Here is an 18,828-nt window from a genome sequence, read left to right as displayed (position 1 = left end):
TAAAATTTATCCAAATAATATAATAGGTTGTTTGTTTTTAGGATGAGGTGTAATGCTACACGGATATTGATACACCCTTGAAATGCGTTCTTGAGTGAGTACTTTTTGGGGTTCATCGAATATTTCGACGCAGCTTTTGTTCATTAATAATAAGCGATCGGCAAATTGTGCGGCAATGTTTAAATCGTGTAAAACCACCAAAGCCGAATTGTTTTGTTGGGTGAATTCTTTTATTAAATGTAAGGTTTTGAATTGATGCGCCACATCTAGATTATTCAAAGGTTCATCTAACAATAATAATTTATTTTCAACAGAATTTTCTAATTGAGCAAAAACGCGTGCTAAATGTAAACGCTGTTTTTCACCACCAGACAATTGTTCATATTCGCGGTCATTTAAATGATTGGTTTGGGTATTTGCCATCCATTTTTCTACAATTTTTAAATCGTTTGCATGTGGTTCTGCATTAAAGTAAGGATACCTGCCCATGAGCACAATTTCATCGTTTTTTAAGTTGATTTCATTTGAGTGATGCTGCGAAAATTTTGCCCTATGAAAGGGAATTTCTTCTTTTTTGTAGGATTTAATTTCGGTGTTTTTAAAGAAGAATTTTTCAGATTGATACGAAATTTCGTTTGCCACACAACTTAAAAAGGTGGATTTTCCTGCTCCGTTTGGACCAACAATGGCAATGAGTTCGCCTTTATGAATCTCTAAATCGATATTTTTTAAAAGAAAACGATTGTTTACTTGAACGTTTAAATTGTGAATTTGTATCATTTTAATTTTCTTTTATAATTGATTAAAATCGAAATAAAAACGGGTGCTCCCATAATAGCTGTTAAAATACCAATGGGCAATTCTGCCGGAATCACAATTAATCTACTAATGGTATCGGCAATTAAAAGCACAACAGCTCCTAAAAGCATCGACAAAGGCAAAAGTATGGTATAGTTGGAATGAAACACAAAGCGTAATATATAAGGCACCACTAAACCAATAAAACCAATGGTTCCGTTGAAAGCAACCACGCAACCCACCATTAGTGAAGATGCAATGATGATTTGTTTTTTAGTTCTTTCAATGTGGAAACCTAAGTGCGCCGCTTCTTTTTCGCCTAGCATTAAAGCATTGAGCACTTTGCCTTTTTTAAGTAAAAATATACTTCCGCCCGCAACAACAATAAATACCAACAAAACTTTCCACCAATTTGCTCCGGCTAAACTACCCAATGACCAAAAAGTGATGTTTCGCAGTTCTTCTTCTGTTGAAATATAGGTTAAAAAACCGGTGACAGCACCTGTTAAAGCCGTGATAGCCACACCCGAAAGTAACAAAATGAGCACATGGGTTTTTCCGTTCGAAGTTGCCATTTTATATACAAACCACATAGTTAATAATGCACCTATAAACGCCATAATACTCAGCAATATGTATCGAAAAAAAGCAGGAAGCAAAGGCATTATTGCCGAACCAAAAACAATTGTTAAAGCCGCAAACAATACCGCTCCTGATGTGATGCCAATTAAATCGGGTGATGCTAACGGATTTTTAAACAAGCCCTGCAAACTAGTACCGCTAATTGCCAATGCAGCACCTGTTAAAATGGCCATTAAAATGCGCGGAATACGCAGTTCTATTAAAACAAAAGAATCGGGTGTATGTGTTCGTGTAGAAAAATAGGTGCTGATGATTTCTATTATCGACGTGTTAAAATCATAAGCACCCAAATACAATGCTGTTACCAAAGCAACCAGTAAAACAATGTAAAACAAGCGTTTGTAAACAGCAATTTTCTTTTTCATTATTGTAATTTGTTATGTAATTCAATAACTGCTTCTCCTAAACGAGGACCAAAACCAGAAAGTAATTGCCCGTCCATGGTAACAACTTTTTTATTCTTACCAGCATTTGTTGCCGCAATACCGTCTATTTTCAGTAAACCATCTACACCGCCAACACTTTGCAAACCGCTATCGAACATTAAAATCACATCGGGATTTGTAGTAAGCAAAGCTTCTGGAGTTAACGGTTTAAAATCGGTTAAAGCTGCGGCTGCATTTTCAGCACCTGCCAATTCTATCATGCTGTGCAAAGGCGTTTGTTTACCAGCAACCATTAAATTTCCTGCACCACGCGCATAGATAAAAAGCACTTTAGGTTTTTTTGCAAAAGGTTGAATGGTGCTTATTTTCGTTGAAATATGATCTAAAAGAGGTTGATAATTTTCTTTATTTAGCTTTGATGCAACTTGTGTAATTAGCTGCTTAGTACCCTCCACGCTATATTCTTGGTCAATAAGTACTAAGGGAACATTCGCTTTTTTTAATTGCTCGTTTAAATTGGGATTCATGTCCTTCGTTGTTCCAAAAACCACTGTTGGTTGCAGTGCCAAAATGCTTTCTGCTGTAATGGAACGAACATGTCCCAAATCGGTTGCTTTTAAATCATTCGGAAAAGTAGAAGTAACATCTCTTCCTACAATTTTTTCTGATGCATCTAATGCCGCTAAGGTTTCAGTTACTGCACCGTTTAATGACACAATTCGCGAGGTGTTTATTGCTGGTTCATTGGCTGTGTTTGTACCATTATTCGCGGTACTCGATTTTTGATTGCAGCTTACTAAAACCATTGTAAATGCAATAAGAGTAAGGACTTTTTTCATTTTACTATTTATATTAAGATTAAATTAATTCGTTTTTCGCATCACAAAATTAAAAATTTATTCTAAAAAACAAGAATTTATTTAGAATAAATAAAAATAACTTTTTACTTTTGCTTTCGTTATTTAACATTAGAATAAATAAAAATAATGGAAATTAAATACATATATCTTTCTTTGATTTGTATGAATGGGCTTGTACTGCAAGCACAAGTTGATTCATTAGAGCAAACGATGGAAGATACAAGATTAGAAGAATTAGTTATTACGTCACAGATAGAACCGCAATCACTTAAAAAAGCTATAAATAATGTTCGTGTTATTTCTAAAGAAGATATTCAAAATTTAGGAGCTGTTAATTTAGCCGATGTTTTAAATCAATACATAAATATCACAGTAACACCAGATAGTTCAACAGGTAAGTCAACCGTTTCAATGTTTGGACTTGATTCTAGATATTTTAAAATTTTAATAGACAATGTTCCATTAGTTAGTGAAAATGGTTTTGGAAATAGCACCGATTTATCTCAAATAAATTTAAACGATGTTGAAAGAGTCGAAATTATCGAAGGATCTATGGGTGTTACGCACGGCGCAAATGCGGTAAGTGGTGTTTTAAATATTATTACAAAGAAATCATCCGATCATAAATGGGAATTTCAATTAACGGCACAGGAGGAAAGTGTAGGTAAAGAATTTAGTTTTTTTAATAAAGGACGACATATTCAAGCTTTAAAAGTTAATCATAATATAAATGATAATTGGTTTCTATCTGTAGGTTTAAATCGAAATGATTCAAAAGGCTTCTTGAAGGGGCAAAAGGGAGAGCATCATGACCTTAACGATGGTAAAAGAGGATATATATTTTTACCAAGACAGCAAACACAGGGTAATACACTTATTAATTACTCTAAAGATGATTTAAGGGTTTTCTATAGATTTGAATTTTTAGACGAAGATTTACAATATTACAATCGTGTAGTGCAATCTGGGTATAATGAAGATATTGGAGCTTATAAATACGGATTAGATAAACGTTATTTTGTTAATCGTTTATATCATCATTTAAATGCAAGCGGTAAACTTTTTAACCATGTTAATTTTAATGTTTCACTATCTCATCAACAGCAAAAAAGAGAGCAGGAAACATTTAGAAATAATATAACACACGGTATAGAAACGTTAAATGTAAAAGAAAAGCAACAGTCAACAGATGTTATTTATTCAATAGGAACATTTAGTAATTTCTTCAAAAGTGAAATTTTTAATTTACAGCTTGGGTATGAGTTTTTAAATACCAATGGTTTTTCTATAGTAGATGAATTATCGGCAAATCCACAAGATGTAGCTAAAAAACTAAATAATTACGATGTTTTTGCAATAACAGATATTAACTTAAACGATAGATTTTCATTCCGACCAGGATTCAGATATTCTTTCCAATCGATATTTGAAAATCAATATTCTTATTCTTTAGGAGGAAGATATTTATTGAAGAACGGATTTGAATTTCGAGCTGCTATTGGACAATCGTACAGAACACCAGATTTCGATGAGTTGTATTCTAGATTGATATTTGATGGGCATCATTTTGTTGGAAACGAAGATTTAATACCAGAAAAAAGTAACTCTTTAGAAGCAAGTATTAAGAAAGTAACCACTTTTTCTAATAATGAAAAAGCATTGCTTTTATCAAACAATTTAATGATAAGCCGCAATGATATAAAAGATCGTATTACAAGTGCCCTTATTGGGTTTGATGGACCAACGCCAATGTATCAAACTATAAATGTAAGTAATTATGAAAGTTATAATTTCTCATCTACCAATCAGTTAGTATTTGATAACTGGAAATTTAATTTAGGTGCCTCGCTTACATTAGTATCGCAAGTTATAGATAATCTAGATTTTAAATCAAGTGATAAGTTTTTTAACGATTTTAACTTTAATTCTAGTGTTTCATATAGCGTGCCAAGTTGGAAAACAACATTTGCTGCCTATTACAAATTTATAGGTAAATCTCAAGAATGGGTTGCTGGAATGGATGAATTTGTGATTTCCGAGAGAGATTCTTATAGTAATTTAGATGCGTCTATTCGTAAAATGTTTTGGAATAACAAGTTTGAAGCCACAATAGGAGCACGAAATATTTTCAACGTTACCACTTTAAATAGATCAAGAGTCAATGAGGGCGGAGGTCATGAAGTTGATGCCGCAGTTAACATATTTAGTGGACGCAGTTATTTTGTTAAGTTAACATATAATCTCAATTTTAATTAATATATTTTTTAGACATGAAAAAATCAATTTTCATTTTAGCATTAGCTTCTTTTGTTTTTGCATCTTGTTCAGATGATAACAATACATCAGAACCAGTTGTTGTAAAACCAGTAGAAGGCGGTACAGTTGCTGCAAAAGTAGGTGGACCAAACCAACCAAACCAAGTTTATGTAGATTTAAGTACAAATACACAGACAGGTGTTAAGCGTGATACTTGGGATTTAGGTTTTTCTACAGGATCTGACTTTAGAGTTATTATTAACGGATCGGTTAAAATGGCTGTTAAAAAATTAGAAACTACAAATATCGATGCTGTTCAAACACAAGATGATGCAGTAGCGGTAGGATACAGTACACTGGCTAGTTGGGGATATGTAGATAATCCAACGGGTATTTTAACAGGAAATGGTGGTGGAAACGGTACTGCAATTGCAGAGATTTCTGCAACAGCTGCTGATAACTATGTGTATTTAGTAAATATGGGGTTTGAAGTTGGTACAACAGCACCAAGCCCGGGATCTGTAGCGTTAGACGGTGCTGCTCGTGGTTGGAAAAAAGTTAGAATTACAAGAGATGGTAATGACTACGTAGTTGATTATGCTAATTTAGCAGATACTACGCACAAAACAGTTAAAGTTTCTAAAAAAGCAGATTTTAATTTTACCTTTTTAAATTTAACTTCTGGTCAGGAAGTAGCAGCGCAACCAGCTAAAAAGCAATGGGATTTGTCGTTCACTGGTTTTACTAACTATTTTCCTTATGGTCAAGATCAAATTACTTATTATTTTGCCGATTTCATTACAACTAATGTACATGGTGGTACAAAAGTTTATATGGTACAATCTACAGCAGCAACATTAGCATCTGAATTTACAGCTTTTACAAAAGCTAATGTTGAAGAAGGTAAGTTTAGTACATCTGCAACAGATCAAAGAATTATTGGAGATACATGGAGAAATGGTGGCGGACCATCTTCAGCACCAAGTATTAAAGACGATCGTTTCTATATTATTAAAGATGTAGATGGAAATGTATTTAAAGTTAAATTTATTGCAATGACTAACGATGCAGGTGAAAGAGGTAACCCTGTTTTTGAATACGAATTACTTAAATAATATTTGAAATTGAATTAGTAGAATATTTAAGGCTCACATTTTTGTGGGCCTTTTTTTAGTTATAACTGTTAATGAAATCTTACAAAAATCTTGAAAATCAGTATTTTAAATATTAATCGTATCTTTGCACATTGAAATTCAAATAGTGACAGTATTTGAGAAATGATTTAGAATGATAAAAAAATGTTCTTATTTTATTTTAATTGCTCTTGCAGTTGCTCTCATAACAATGGCTTTTAAAGGTGTTGAATCGCCAGCAACAGTGAGCAATTATTACAAAGTAACCACCCCATTGGCGTATAGTGTATGCACTGAAAAGGAAATCTTAAAAAACAAAAAACAAATCGAAAAGAAAGAACCGTTCTCAATAAAAACTACTGGTTCATTTATAGATTTTAAAGAAGCTATAGCTTTGCAGGAATCAAATCTAAATTACCGATCAGTTAATTCGTATGGATATATGGGAAAATATCAATTTGGTAAAGGAACCTTGAAATTTATAGGCATAAAAAATACCGATGATTTTTTAAATAATCCGGTACTGCAAGAAAAAGCGTTTGTTGCTTATATCCAAAAAAACAAATGGATATTGCGTAGAGAAATTAAAAAGTATGCTGGTAAAACCATCGCAGGAATATCGATCAGCGAATCAGGCATGCTCGCTGCCGCCCATTTAGGAGGAGCAGGTGCTGTGCAAGATTTTTTACGATCAAATGGCTCAGTGACTTTCGTGGATGGGTATGGAACAAACATCCGAACCTACTTAGCAAAATTTGCAAATTATGATTTAAAAGAAATTAAAGCAGCTAAAAATCCTAGGGTAGCTTAAAAAAATAATACTCCGATAAATTAATTTACCGGAGTATTATTTTAAGACCTTTTATAAATGAAGAATAAGGATTAACCTCTTGCTTTTTTCTTTCCGCTTGATTTAGTAACACCTACTTTAGTCATTGCGTTTCTAAATCCAACAAAGTCTGATGCAGAGTATTGATCTATGAATCTGCGTGTTGCAGGATCCAACCAATAAGCTCTGTCTTTCCAAGAACCACCTTTAATAACACGTGAATTATTGTTAATTAAACTGGTTCTGTTTGCATCATCTAAAGTGTAAGTTAAGTTCCCCTCAGCGTCATAAGCTGCGGTGTTTTGCGGTGCGTTATACATTTTCGATTTTGCTTGACCCACTCTTGCAAGATTATCACCATCATTATAAGCAATGCTGTTGTCACCTTGAAAATTGCGTCTTAAGAAGGTGTCTTCTGTACCAACAGCTTCTTTCTGAACTTCACCAGGTAAAGCACGTGGGTGCAATTTACCATTTGGTAAGGTGTCGTATTCAATATTTGTACTTACAACTTGTACTGTTCCGTCAGGAGCAATCACACTTTTGTTGTAAACATTTCCACGGAAATAGTTAATGTCATTCACCTCAGAAGAAATTGCCGGACGATAAACGTCTGCTACCCATTCTGCCACGTTTCCTGCCATATCATATAATCCCCAATCATTTGCTGGGAACGATTTTACAGCTGTAGTAATTTCACCTGCATCTGTTGACCAACCTGCGATACCACCGTAATCACCGCGTCCTTGCTTGAAGTTAGCTAAATAATCACCTTTCGATCTGCGAGAGTTGGTACGTGTTTCATCTGATCCCCAAGGATATTTGTTTCTTCCTTGTTGATTATTGTACACACGGTCCGATTTTCTAACGCTAGCAGCATATTCCCACTCAGCCTCGGTTGGTAAACGGAATTCAGCAGAAATAATACCGTATTCCATTTTTGCATAAACACCGCTTTGGCCAGGTTGTGCACGGTTTTTTACTCCTCTAAGCACAATGCTGTCGTTGCCAGCGTATGCTTTTGTAGGAGCACTCAAGTAGGTGTCTGTAGAGAACGATTGTTCTCCATATACTTTATCAGTTTTAGCGTTTTTAGCAATATAGCCTGCACGCTCTAAATTTAATTCATTCACACGATCAGTTCTCCATTTAGAGAAATCGTTTGCCTGAATCCAAGATACACCAACTACTGGGTAGTTTGCGTATGCCGGATGGCGCAGATACGTGTTGGTTAAGGTTTCTGTAAAACCTAATTGATTACGCCATACTAATGTATCTGGCAAAGCAGCATTGTATATTTGACGGTATCTTGCTTCTGAAGGTGGATAGACTGCTTTTGTCCACGCCAAGTATTCGGTGTACATTAGGTTGGTAACCTCAGTTTCATCCATAAAGAATGATTGCACATATTGCTGTGTTGCACTGTTGTTCCATTCTCCCATTACATCGTCTTGAACGCGTCCCATTGTAAATGTACCCCCTTCAATAGCTACCATTCCATACGGAACTTCTGTGCCATCGTATGACGTGTTATATTGGAAACCACCTTTTTTGTCGTTGATCTTCCAGCCTGTAGCCGAAGACATACTTGCATTGCTGTTTCCACAACTTGTTAGTCCAATTGACGCTGCTATTACAGCTATCAATTGTAATGTCATAATTTTATTAATCTTCATTGTTAAAGTAGGTAATAAATTTCGTTGCAATATAATAATTAGCTTTTGATTAACAATATCAAAATTAAAAATATTTAAAAAAAACTTAAAAAATGTAAAATATTAGTCTCTTACTATTCGTTTTAATGGTCAATGTAATTATTTTAATTATTTTTATCAAATTATTAATAGATACTATTTTTCTATAAAAATGAAAAAACTATTACCAGTTTTTGCGATGCTTGGCAGTTTTGCCTTAAACGCGCAAACAAAAGATGTTCGTTTGCAATGGACTGAACAAAATTTTACTATCAGTAACGGAGAAAATTTCTTTGTTCCAAGTTTTCAACAGGAATATTTTAATTATAATTCTGGAGAACGCATTATTGGGGCAAAGGTTTTTATAAATAATGTGCAAGGAAATCAGCTACGCGTGGTTTCTGAAAATGTGCAACCTATTGATTTGTCTAAATACAAAGACATTAATCCGAAAAATATCCCTAGTTCCATTGATCCTAAAATACAGTTTTATGTTACAAAAGGCGTGCAATCGGCTATTGTAACATTTAATCCTATTATTAAAACAAGTAATGGCTACAGTAAAGTAACCAATATTACATTTGATGTTTATGGAACGAAAACAGCTGCTTTAAAGAATACTGTTTTTACGGTTCAAAATTCTGTTTTGGCGCAGGGGAATTGGTTTAAATTTAAGGTCAATGAAACAGGAGTTTATCGTTTAGACAAACATTTCTTAAATAAATTGGGTGTTCCGAACGATGTAGATCCTCGTACTATTAAGGTTTATGGATACGGTGGTGGCATGCTTCCGCTTGAAAACAATAAAAACGAACATTTTGATGTGCCCGAAATTGCGATTCAATTTCAAGGTGAACAAGACGGCGTTTTAAATGATAATGATTTTGCATTGTTTTATGGAGTGGGTACGAAAGGGTGGAATGCACAAAACGCCACGCACTTAAATTTGTACAGCAATGATGCATATTATTTTGTAACCTATGGCGGAACAGTTGGCAAACGTATGCAAACATACGTGGAACCAGCCGGTGCTTCAACAGTAAACTATACCGATTATCTCGAAAGGGTTTTCGATGAAAAAAATATTGAAAATATTGTACAGCTTAGCCGGAAAACGTTTGGTGAAAATTTTGGACAAAGTTTCACAAAGCAAGTAGTTTTGCAAACACCTTTAATGAATAGTTCTAAACCAGCAACTGTAGGTATCAATTTAGCTGCCATTTCACAAAATCAAACATTTTTTAATATCTCCTTAAATAATCAGCAGATAGGTTCGCAAGCTATCAATGGAAAAATTAGTAATGCGCAAGCAAATGAAGGCTATTTTTCCAACACGTTAAATTTAAACGGGGAAACACATACGTTTGCTATAAATTTTAATAATAACGGCATACCATCGGCTCGGGGATATATCGATTTTGTTGCAATTGATTACTATAAATACTTGGCTGGAAACAATAAACAATTCCAGTTTAATTTTCCCGATGCAGTTTCACAAGTTGGTGTAGGCTCTTTTCAGATAACAAATGCGCAAGGTATTACACAAGTGTGGGATGTGACCGATCAATATAACCCTACATTCAAAACCAATACAGCAGGATTAATAAATTTAAAAATGCCTTTAGGGGCGTTGAAAGATTTTGTGGCTGTGGATCAAAACGACATCTACACGCCAATTGAAGTGGGCAATGCAAAAATTTTAAACCAAAATTTAAAAGGAACTATTTTTGCCAACGGAAACGTAGATTATCTAATCATTACCAATAACGACCTGCTTTCAGCAGCCAACCGTTTGGCAAATCTTCATAAAACGCAAAGCAATTTAAACGTAAAAGTGGTTCCGCTAGATGCCATTTATAACGAATTTTCGTCGGGTCAGCAAGATGTTGTGGCTATTCGCAATTTTATCAGATATGTGTATTTTGCAGGAAATCAAACGCTTAAATATGTAAACTTGTTTGGTGATGCTTCTACAGATTATTTCGACCCAGCATCGAATATTGTACCTATTTTTCATTATTTGAACAGTACACTATCTCCTAATTCAAGCGAAAACTTTAATGACTGGCACACCTTTGCAACAGACGATTTTTATGCCTTGCTAGATGACCCGGAAGGGTTGATGAATAACGATACTTACACCGGTATAGATGTAGTTATTGGAAGAATGCCTGTTAATAATGTTCAAGAGGCAAACGCAATGGTGAATAAAGTAGAACAATATTTAAGCAAAGAAAATGCAGGGCGTTGGAAGAATGTTTACACAGCCTTGGCAGATGATATAGACGCCGGCTTTGATGCCGTATTGCAAGTGGCCTTAAATAATATGGCCGATGAACTTGTAGCTAATAAGCCTTTTATGAATGTAAAGAAAATCATCGCAGACTCATATCAGCAGCAGGTGGTGGCAGGCGGGCCAAGATATCCAAAAGCTAAAGAAGATTTTTTAAACGGAGTAAATTCCGGCAGTTTAATGGTGAGTTATTTGGGGCATGGTTCTGAAACAGGATGGGGTGCCGAACGTTATTTTGAAATTCCTGATATTGAAAGGTTAAACAATATCGATAAATATCCATTATTTGCAATTATGACTTGTGATTTTACTCGTTTTGATAATCCAAAGCTAAAATCAGGAGGGGAATATTTGTACCTACGCGAAAATTCAGGCGCTATTGGAATACTAGCAACCAACCGAAAAATTGGAATTGGCAGTGCAAGCGACTTTACCGAGAATACTTCAGCTTGGCTTTTTAATTACAATAATATATTGCCCAATGCAACAATGGCAGAAGCTTTAATGCACACTAAAAACGATCTTGTGAAAAACGTTGGAGAACAAGCAATGATTTCATTTGTGGGTGATCCAGCATTAAAATTAGCCATTCCAAAACCAAATATTACCATCACACATGTAAACGATGAACCGATAGAGAATTTTACAGGCAGCCTTCGTGCGTTAGATAGAGTAAAATTAAAAGGACAAGTGACTACTGAGGGCGGACAATTAATTGGCAATTTCAATGGCGATTTAGCAGTTCAAATGTTCGACAAAAACCAAGAAAAAACAACATTGATGAACGATGGGAATGGCCAACCAATGACCTTTACCACTTTAGGAGAGACCGTTTTTCGAGGAAATGCATCAGTTTCAAACGGTGGGTTTGAAATAGAATTTGTGGTTCCAAAAGATATTAAAATCGCAGTAGGTGAGGGCAAAGCCAGTTTTTATGCTGTAAAAGAATCTAATGTTTTAGATGAATATGCCGGTGGAAACACCACAATAAAAATTGGAGGTGTTAACGAAAATGCAGCCGAAGACAATAAACCACCTCAGATAAAACTGTTTATGAATGATGAAACGTTTATTTCTGGAGGTATCACTAATAGTTCTCCATTGTTTTTAGCACACTTAGAAGATGAAAACGGAATGAATACAGCCAGTGGAATTGGCCATGATATGGTAGCTATTTTAGATGGTGATGAAAACAACCCCATCGTGATGAATGAATTTTATGAAACCGAACCAAACAATTTTATGAAAGGATTTGTGAATTATCCGTTCAGCAATTTAAAAGAAGGTTTGCACACCATTACATTTAAAGGATGGGATGTGTACAATAATTTAGCAACTGCAACGTTAGACTTTGTAGTGGCAGCAGAAACAGGATTAACATTAGACCGCGTGTTAAATTATCCAAATCCGTTTGTAGATTATACCGAGTTTTGGTTTCAGCACAATCGTCCGAATGAAACCTTACAAGTACAAGTGCAAATTTTAACCGTTACTGGTAAAATAGTAAAAACTATTAATCAAACCATTGTTTCTGAAGGATTTTTATCCAAAGATATAAAATGGGATGGCCGTGATGATTTCGGTGACCGGATAGGTAAAGGGGTTTATATTTACCGTTTAAAAGTTAAATCAACCGTTTCTGGTGAACAAGCAGAAAAAATTGAAAAATTGGTAATCTTATAGTTTATCAAAAACTATTAAAAACTAATTTTTATATTTGTTCCATATAATAAAAGATAAATGAGAAAAATTTCAATAGCAGTTGTTAGTTTATTTACAGTAAATGCAGCATTTGCACAGCAAGAGTTACCAATGCCCGATGGTACACCACTTTCATATAATCCGGCAATTACAACAGGTGTATCTTTCTTAACAATCACCCCCGATGCGCGTTCAGGTGCTTTAGGGGATATGGGAGTTGCAACGTCAGCCGATGCTTTTTCGCAGTTTTATAATCCTGCAAAATATGCTTTTGCAGAAAAACAGCAAGGTTTTGCATTGTCATATACACCTTATATGTCAAAAATTGCCAGTGATATTTCTTTAATGGGAGTGAGTTACTACAACCGTGTAAATGAGCGAAGTGCTATTGGTACAAGTTTGCGCTATTTTACATTAGGTGAAATTACACTTACAAATAATCAAGGAGAATTTCAGGGTGTTGAAAAGCCTAATGAATTTTCTGTTGATGTTTCTTATACCATAAAATTTTCTGATAATTTTGGTATGGCAGTTGCTGGTAGATACATCAGTTCCAATTTAAGATTGCGCGGTGATGGCGAAACAGCAGCTAATACTTTTGCAGTAGATGTAGCAGGATATTATGAAAGCGACCGTATCCAAATGAGCAACTCAGAAGGAAGATTGCGTGCTGGTTTCAATTTTCAAAACATGGGGCCAAAAGTAAGTTACACAGGCGATACGAATTTTTCAAGCAATATTCCCACTACCTTGCGTTTAGGAGTAGGTTACGATTATATTTTAGATAATTACAATACCGTTACTTTTTACGGAGAAACAACAAAATTAATGGTGCCTTCTAATTTACAGCCAACTTTTATAGATGCTAATGGAAACGGTGAATACGACGCTGGAGAGCAAGTAAATAGCCGCTTTCAAGAATACCGTGACATTGGTTGGTTTTCGGGAATGTTTAAATCGTTTGGCGATGCACCAGGTGGTTTTGGTGAAGAAATGCGCGAGTTTACATGGTCATTAGGTGCCGAATATTGGTATCAAAATTCATTTGCCTTCCGTTTAGGTTACTTTAACGAAGCCGAAGATAAAGGTGCTCGTAAGTTTGCTACTTTAGGAGCTGGTTTCAAATACAATATCGTAAATATCGATGTATCTTATTTATTAGCAACCGGTAAAGTGCAGAATCCATTAGAAAACACATTGCGTTTTTCATTAACCTTTAACTTTGGTAGAGATTATTATAAAAATTAAATGCTCATACAAATCATTACAAAGTCCAAGCAAATACTGTTTGGGCTTTTTTGTCTTTTTTTATGCAAGAAATTAATATACCAACAAAATTATACAGCTATAAACAATTGACCGAGTTGCCATTGCCCATTCAAAATTTAATGAATCAAGCAGTAGCAGCCCGGTTAAAAGCATACGCGCCTTATTCCAATTTCCAAGTAGGAGCAGCGATATTGTTAAAAAACGGAACAATTGTTTTGGGGTCTAATCAAGAAAATGCAGCATATCCTTCTGGACTTTGTGCCGAACGAACAGCTGTTTTTTCTGCAGGAGCCAATTTTCCAAACGAACAAATAATAGCTATTTGTATCTCCGCATCATCCACCTTAAAAGATACATTAGAGCCCATTCCCCCATGTGGAGCCTGTAGGCAATCATTATTAGAATACGAAAACAAACAAAAAAACAATATTCCAATTTACTTTATGGGAAAAGCCGGCGAAATCATTCAATCACCGTCTGTAAAAAACTTGTTACCTTTTACATTTAGAGAAGAAAGTTTATAAGCATAAATAAAAATCATTTAGTAATTTTGACTCTTAAAGCAACAAATTTGTTGCACTATTTTTAAACAATTCTATGATAAAATCAATTTGTTGTATTGGTGCAGGCTATGTTGGTGGTCCAACAATGGCAGTAATTGCATTAAAAAATCCACATATAAAAGTTACAGTAGTAGATGTAAATCAAGAACGCATCAACGCTTGGAATGCACAAAACTTAGACAAATTACCTGTTTACGAACCCGGGTTGGCAGAAATCATTGCACAAATGCGCAATGTAAATTTATTTTTTAGCACCCAAGTAAACGAAGCCATTCAACAAGCCGAGATGATTTTTATATCGGTAAACACTCCCACAAAAACTTACGGACTAGGCAAGGGCATGGCAGCAGATTTAAAATATGTCGAGCTTTGCGCCCGCCAAATAGCAAGCGTTGCCACCACCAATAAAATAGTTGTAGAGAAATCAACCTTACCCGTTCGTACGGCATCAACCATTAAAAGCATACTCAAACAATCCCAAAACAATGTACAGTTTGAGATTCTCTCAAACCCCGAATTTTTAGCAGAAGGCACCGCTATCAATGATTTGCTAAACCCTGATCGCGTTCTAATAGGTGGCGATTATCACACCCCGGAAGGTAAAAATGCCATTGCGGCACTCTCCGAAATATATAAAAATTGGGTCACTACCGATAAAATCATCACCACCAATATCTGGTCTAGCGAATTATCAAAACTCACAGCAAACGCCTTTCTTGCCCAGCGCATATCTTCCATAAACGCCATGTCGGCAATATGCGAAGCTACAGAGGCAAACATTGACGAAGTAGCATTTGCCATCGGAAAAGACAGTCGGATTGGTGACAAATTTCTAAAAGCTTCTGTCGGGTTTGGCGGCTCATGTTTTCAAAAAGACATCCTCAATTTAGTGTACATTGCCCAAACTTTTGGTTTAAACGAAGTTGCCGATTATTGGCAGCAAGTAATTAGCATGAACAATTATCAAAAAAGCCGATTCGCCCGCAAAATTGTACAAGAAATGTTCAATACCGTTTCAGGTAAAAAAATTGTTCTATTAGGATGGGCGTTCAAAAAAGACACCAACGATTCGCGCGAATCAGCAGCCATCGATATCGCCAATTATCTCATAGAAGAACAAGCAGAATTACATATATACGATCCAAAAGTCACCGCACAACAAATCTTTACCGATTTAGAAAAAAGCACCACCATTCCACAAGAAGAACTAGCAACCAAAATAAAAATATACAACCATCCAGACACTATTTTTCAGCAAGCACACGCTATAGTAATAGTAACCGAATGGGATCAATTCAAAACATTTAACTATACCAATATCAAAAAACAAATGCAACAACCCGCATTCATTTTTGATGGAAGAAACATACTAAATCCGTCCGAAATCACACAAATAGGCTTTCACTACATTGGTATTGGCAAGTAAAACAATATCCCGTCACCTTCAAAAGTGGCGGGATTTTTTTTATGATATGGGCGTTCCCCTTCCATTCCGTTTCAAAACAAAGCTCAGAACCCACACACCATTTCGTCCATCACAGAAAAAAACAAGCAAACAGTCGGGTCGGGCTATTCGCTACAATCTTTTTGTTCGCAAGCTCACAAAAAGGATTTTCGCTGCTATCCCTAACGCGGTTTTACTGTATAATGTAAATTGTGTTTTGTAAAATTGTACAACTTTGCCAAAGTTTCAAACTTTGGCAAAGATTATTTTCACCTAGCTTAAACTTCAAAACCACACGCTGTCAAACAATTACAAAAAAGATTAAAAAACTTTGAAAAACCATTTGCAAAAGCCAAAAAAAGAGTAGTATATTTGCAACCGCTTTCAGGACAACGAAAGCCACGTTCATAGAAAAAAAGTAAAAAATAAATTTGGATGGTATAGAAAAAGGTTATTATCTTTGCAGTCCGTTCAAAAAAGAAAAAGGGCGATTAGCTCAGCTGGTTCAGAGCACCTCGTTTACACCGAGGGGGTCGGGGGTTCGAACCCCTCATCGCCCACAAAAAAACTTTTTCAAAAAAAAGCAAAAATAAATTTGCTGATTAAAAAATAAGTTTTACTTTTGCAACCGCTTTGAGAGAGAAGCGAAAGAAAGAAGAATAAGTTCATAGACATATTGGATTAACAGAGAATTAAAGAGTAAAAGCTCTTGGTCAACCAAGAGGTTTTAAACGACACATCAACAATATAAAAAATTATACGATGAAGAGTTTGATCCTGGCTCAGGATGAACGCTAGCGGCAGGCCTAACACATGCAAGTCGAGGGGTAGAAGCAGCTTGCTGTTTTGAGACCGGCGCACGGGTGCGTAACGCGTATGCAATCTACCTTATACTAAGGGATAGCCCAGAGAAATTTGGATTAATACCTTATAGTTAATAGCATTGGCATCAATATTATTATAAAGATTTATTGGTATAAGATGAGCATGCGTCCCATTAGTTAGTTGGTGTGGTAACGGCATACCAAGACGATGATGGGTAGGGGTCCTGAGAGGGAGATCCCCCACACTGGTACTGAGACACGGACCAGACTCCTACGGGAGGCAGCAGTGAGGAATATTGGTCAATGGGCGCAAGCCTGAACCAGCCATGCCGCGTGCAGGATGACGGTCCTATGGATTGTAAACTGCTTTTGTACAGGAAGAAACACTCCCATGCGTGGGAATTTGACGGTACTGTAAGAATAAGGATCGGCTAACTCCGTGCCAGCAGCCGCGGTAATACGGAGGATCCAAGCGTTATCCGGAATCATTGGGTTTAAAGGGTCCGTAGGCGGCTTTATAAGTCAGTGGTGAAAGTTTTTGGCTTAACCAAAAAAATGCCATTGATACTGTAGGGCTTGAATATTTGTGAAGTAACTAGAATATGTAGTGTAGCGGTGAAATGCTTAGATATTACATGGAATACCAATTGCGAAGGCAGGTTACTAACAAATGATTGACGCTGATGGACGAAAGCGTGGGTAGCGAACAGGATTAGATACCCTGGTAGTCCACGCCGTAAACGATGGATACTAGCTGTTCGAGCTTCGGTTTGAGTGGCTAAGCGAAAGTGATAAGTATCCCACCTGGGGAGTACGGGCGCAAGCCTGAAACTCAAAGGAATTGACGGGGGCCCGCACAAGCGGTGGAGCATGTGGTTTAATTCGATGATACGCGAGGAACCTTACCAGGGCTTAAATGTAGTTTGACGTATTTGGAAACAGATATTTCTTCGGACAAATTACAAGGTGCTGCATGGTTGTCGTCAGCTCGTGCCGTGAGGTGTCAGGTTAAGTCCTATAACGAGCGCAACCCCTGTTGTTAGTTGCCAGCGAGTCATGTCGGGAACTCTAGCAAGACTGCCAGTGTAAACTGTGAGGAAGGTGGGGATGACGTCAAATCATCACGGCCCTTACGTCCTGGGCCACACACGTGCTACAATGGCCGGTACAGAGAGCAGCCACTTGGCGACAAGGAGCGAATCTATAAAACCGGTCACAGTTCGGATCGGAGTCTGCAACTCGACTCCGTGAAGCTGGAATCGCTAGTAATCGGATATCAGCCATGATCCGGTGAATACGTTCCCGGGCCTTGTACACACCGCCCGTCAAGCCATGGAAGCTGGGGGTACCTGAAGTCGGTGACCGCAAGGAGCTGCCTAGGGTAAAACCGGTAACTAGGGCTAAGTCGTAACAAGGTAGCCGTACCGGAAGGTGCGGCTGGAACACCTCCTTTCTAGAGATGGTTTAAACATCTTTTACTCTTTAACTGTTGGTTCAAAAAAAAGCAGAATAAAAAATACAGAGTCTCGTAGCTCAGCTGGTTAGAGTACTACACTGATAATGTAGGGGTCGGCAGTTCGAGTCTGCCCGGGACTACAAAGTATTTTATTCAAAGGAAATTCTAGGGTTGAGGGATTATTAAATTTAGTTCATAATTCATAATCCACAATTCATAACTAAATTGGGGGATTAGCTCAGCTGGCTAGAGCGCCTGCCTTGCACGCAGGAGGTCAAGGGTTCGACTCCCTTATTCTCCACCACAAGAGATTCAGCCAAAAGGGGCTGGAGCGTCCCGCTATAGGCGGGAAGGTCAAGGGTTCGACTCCCTTATTCTCCACCACAAGAGATTCAGCCAAAAGGGGCTGGAGCGTCCCGCTATAGGCGGGAAGGTCAAGGGTTCGACTCCCTTATTCTCCACCACAAGAGATTCAGCCAAAAGGGGCTGGAGCGTCCCGCTATAAGCGGGAAGGTCAAGGGTTCGACTCCCTTATTCTCCACAATTTACTGTAAAATGTAAGTTGTATATTGTATAATGAACATTATACACTATTACAAACTACATTATACAATAAAAAAAGTTCATTGACATATTGAGATACATTTAAAAAGTAGAAAAGATATTAGAAATAATATAAA

General features: G+C 36.6%; 11 protein-coding genes, 4 tRNA genes and 1 rRNA gene. 12 read left to right on the top strand and 4 right to left on the bottom strand.

The genetic code is table 11. The features are described from left to right. Positions 1-6: 6 nt before the first annotated feature. From NPX36_RS00710 to NPX36_RS00700, 3 genes are read right to left on the bottom strand one after another with little or no spacing between them, the layout of a single operon-like run. The gene (locus NPX36_RS00710) at positions 7-780 is read right to left on the bottom strand and encodes a heme ABC transporter ATP-binding protein (RefSeq protein ID WP_257499530.1); all 774 of its coding nucleotides are present in this window, start codon (positions 778-780) and stop codon (positions 7-9) included. Beyond that, positions 777-1,805 (bottom strand): FecCD family ABC transporter permease, encoded by a 1,029-nt coding sequence (locus tag NPX36_RS00705; protein WP_257499529.1) that lies wholly within the window; start codon positions 1,803-1,805, stop codon positions 777-779. Before NPX36_RS00705 ends, NPX36_RS00710 begins: the two co-directional genes overlap by 4 nt. After that, entirely contained in the window at positions 1,805-2,665 is an 861-nt protein-coding gene (locus tag NPX36_RS00700) for a heme/hemin ABC transporter substrate-binding protein (RefSeq protein WP_257499528.1), read from the bottom strand. Before NPX36_RS00700 ends, NPX36_RS00705 begins: the two co-directional genes overlap by 1 nt. A 147-nt stretch (positions 2,666-2,812) precedes the next feature. Between NPX36_RS00700 and NPX36_RS00695 the strand changes: the two genes are divergently transcribed. From NPX36_RS00695 to NPX36_RS00685, 3 genes are all read left to right on the top strand, one after another. After that, positions 2,813-4,942 (top strand): TonB-dependent receptor plug domain-containing protein, encoded by a 2,130-nt coding sequence (locus NPX36_RS00695; protein ID WP_257499527.1) that lies wholly within the window; start codon positions 2,813-2,815, stop codon positions 4,940-4,942. Between the two features lie 14 nt (positions 4,943-4,956). Continuing rightward, entirely contained in the window at positions 4,957-6,057 is a 1,101-nt protein-coding gene (locus NPX36_RS00690; RefSeq protein ID WP_257499526.1) for an HmuY family protein, read from the top strand. A 229-nt stretch (positions 6,058-6,286) separates the two neighbouring features. Further along, a complete protein-coding gene (locus tag NPX36_RS00685) occupies positions 6,287-6,886 on the top strand; it encodes a peptidoglycan-binding protein LysM (protein WP_257499525.1) in 600 nt (199 codons plus the stop codon). 71 nt (positions 6,887-6,957) lie between these two features. On the opposite strand, the gene gldJ is transcribed toward NPX36_RS00685, so the two are convergent. Beyond that, positions 6,958-8,580 (bottom strand): gliding motility lipoprotein GldJ, encoded by a 1,623-nt coding sequence (gene gldJ, locus NPX36_RS00680; protein ID WP_257499524.1) that lies wholly within the window; start codon positions 8,578-8,580, stop codon positions 6,958-6,960. A 190-nt stretch (positions 8,581-8,770) separates the two neighbouring features. On the opposite strand from gldJ, the gene porU reads away from it, so the two are divergent. From porU to NPX36_RS00635, 9 genes are all read left to right on the top strand, one after another. After that, positions 8,771-12,574 (top strand): type IX secretion system sortase PorU, encoded by a 3,804-nt coding sequence (porU, locus tag NPX36_RS00675; RefSeq protein ID WP_257499523.1) that lies wholly within the window; start codon positions 8,771-8,773, stop codon positions 12,572-12,574. Positions 12,575-12,631: 57 nt separating this feature from the next. After that, positions 12,632-13,840: a type IX secretion system outer membrane channel protein PorV gene (gene porV, locus NPX36_RS00670; protein WP_257499522.1), complete on the top strand. Its 1,209-nt coding sequence runs from the start codon at positions 12,632-12,634 to the stop codon at positions 13,838-13,840. 62 nt (positions 13,841-13,902) lie between these two features. Then, the gene (gene cdd / locus NPX36_RS00665; protein ID WP_257499521.1) at positions 13,903-14,385 is read left to right on the top strand and encodes a cytidine deaminase; all 483 of its coding nucleotides are present in this window, start codon (positions 13,903-13,905) and stop codon (positions 14,383-14,385) included. A 73-nt stretch (positions 14,386-14,458) separates the two neighbouring features. After that, positions 14,459-15,850 carry a nucleotide sugar dehydrogenase gene (locus NPX36_RS00660; protein WP_257499520.1) on the top strand — a complete coding sequence of 464 codons (1,392 nt, stop codon included), beginning with the start codon at positions 14,459-14,461 and terminating at the stop codon, positions 15,848-15,850. 503 nt (positions 15,851-16,353) lie between these two features. Continuing rightward, positions 16,354-16,428, top strand: a tRNA-Val gene (locus NPX36_RS00655). 199 nt (positions 16,429-16,627) lie between these two features. After that, positions 16,628-18,145: ribosomal RNA gene (locus tag NPX36_RS00650) — 16S ribosomal RNA — on the top strand. A 69-nt stretch (positions 18,146-18,214) separates the two neighbouring features. After that, a tRNA-Ile gene (locus NPX36_RS00645) sits at positions 18,215-18,288 on the top strand. Positions 18,289-18,375: 87 nt separating this feature from the next. Then, positions 18,376-18,452 (top strand) — tRNA-Ala (locus NPX36_RS00640). Positions 18,453-18,615: 163 nt separating this feature from the next. After that, a tRNA-Tyr gene (locus NPX36_RS00635) sits at positions 18,616-18,689 on the top strand. The last annotated feature ends 139 nt before the right edge of the window (positions 18,690-18,828 follow it).

Source organism: Paenimyroides aestuarii (genome assembly GCF_024628805.1).
Classification (GTDB): Bacteria; Bacteroidota; Bacteroidia; order Flavobacteriales; family Flavobacteriaceae; genus Flavobacterium; species Flavobacterium aestuarii_A.
Note: the sequence above shows the minus strand (reverse complement) of the source record. Positions and strands in the feature narration are given on the sequence as shown.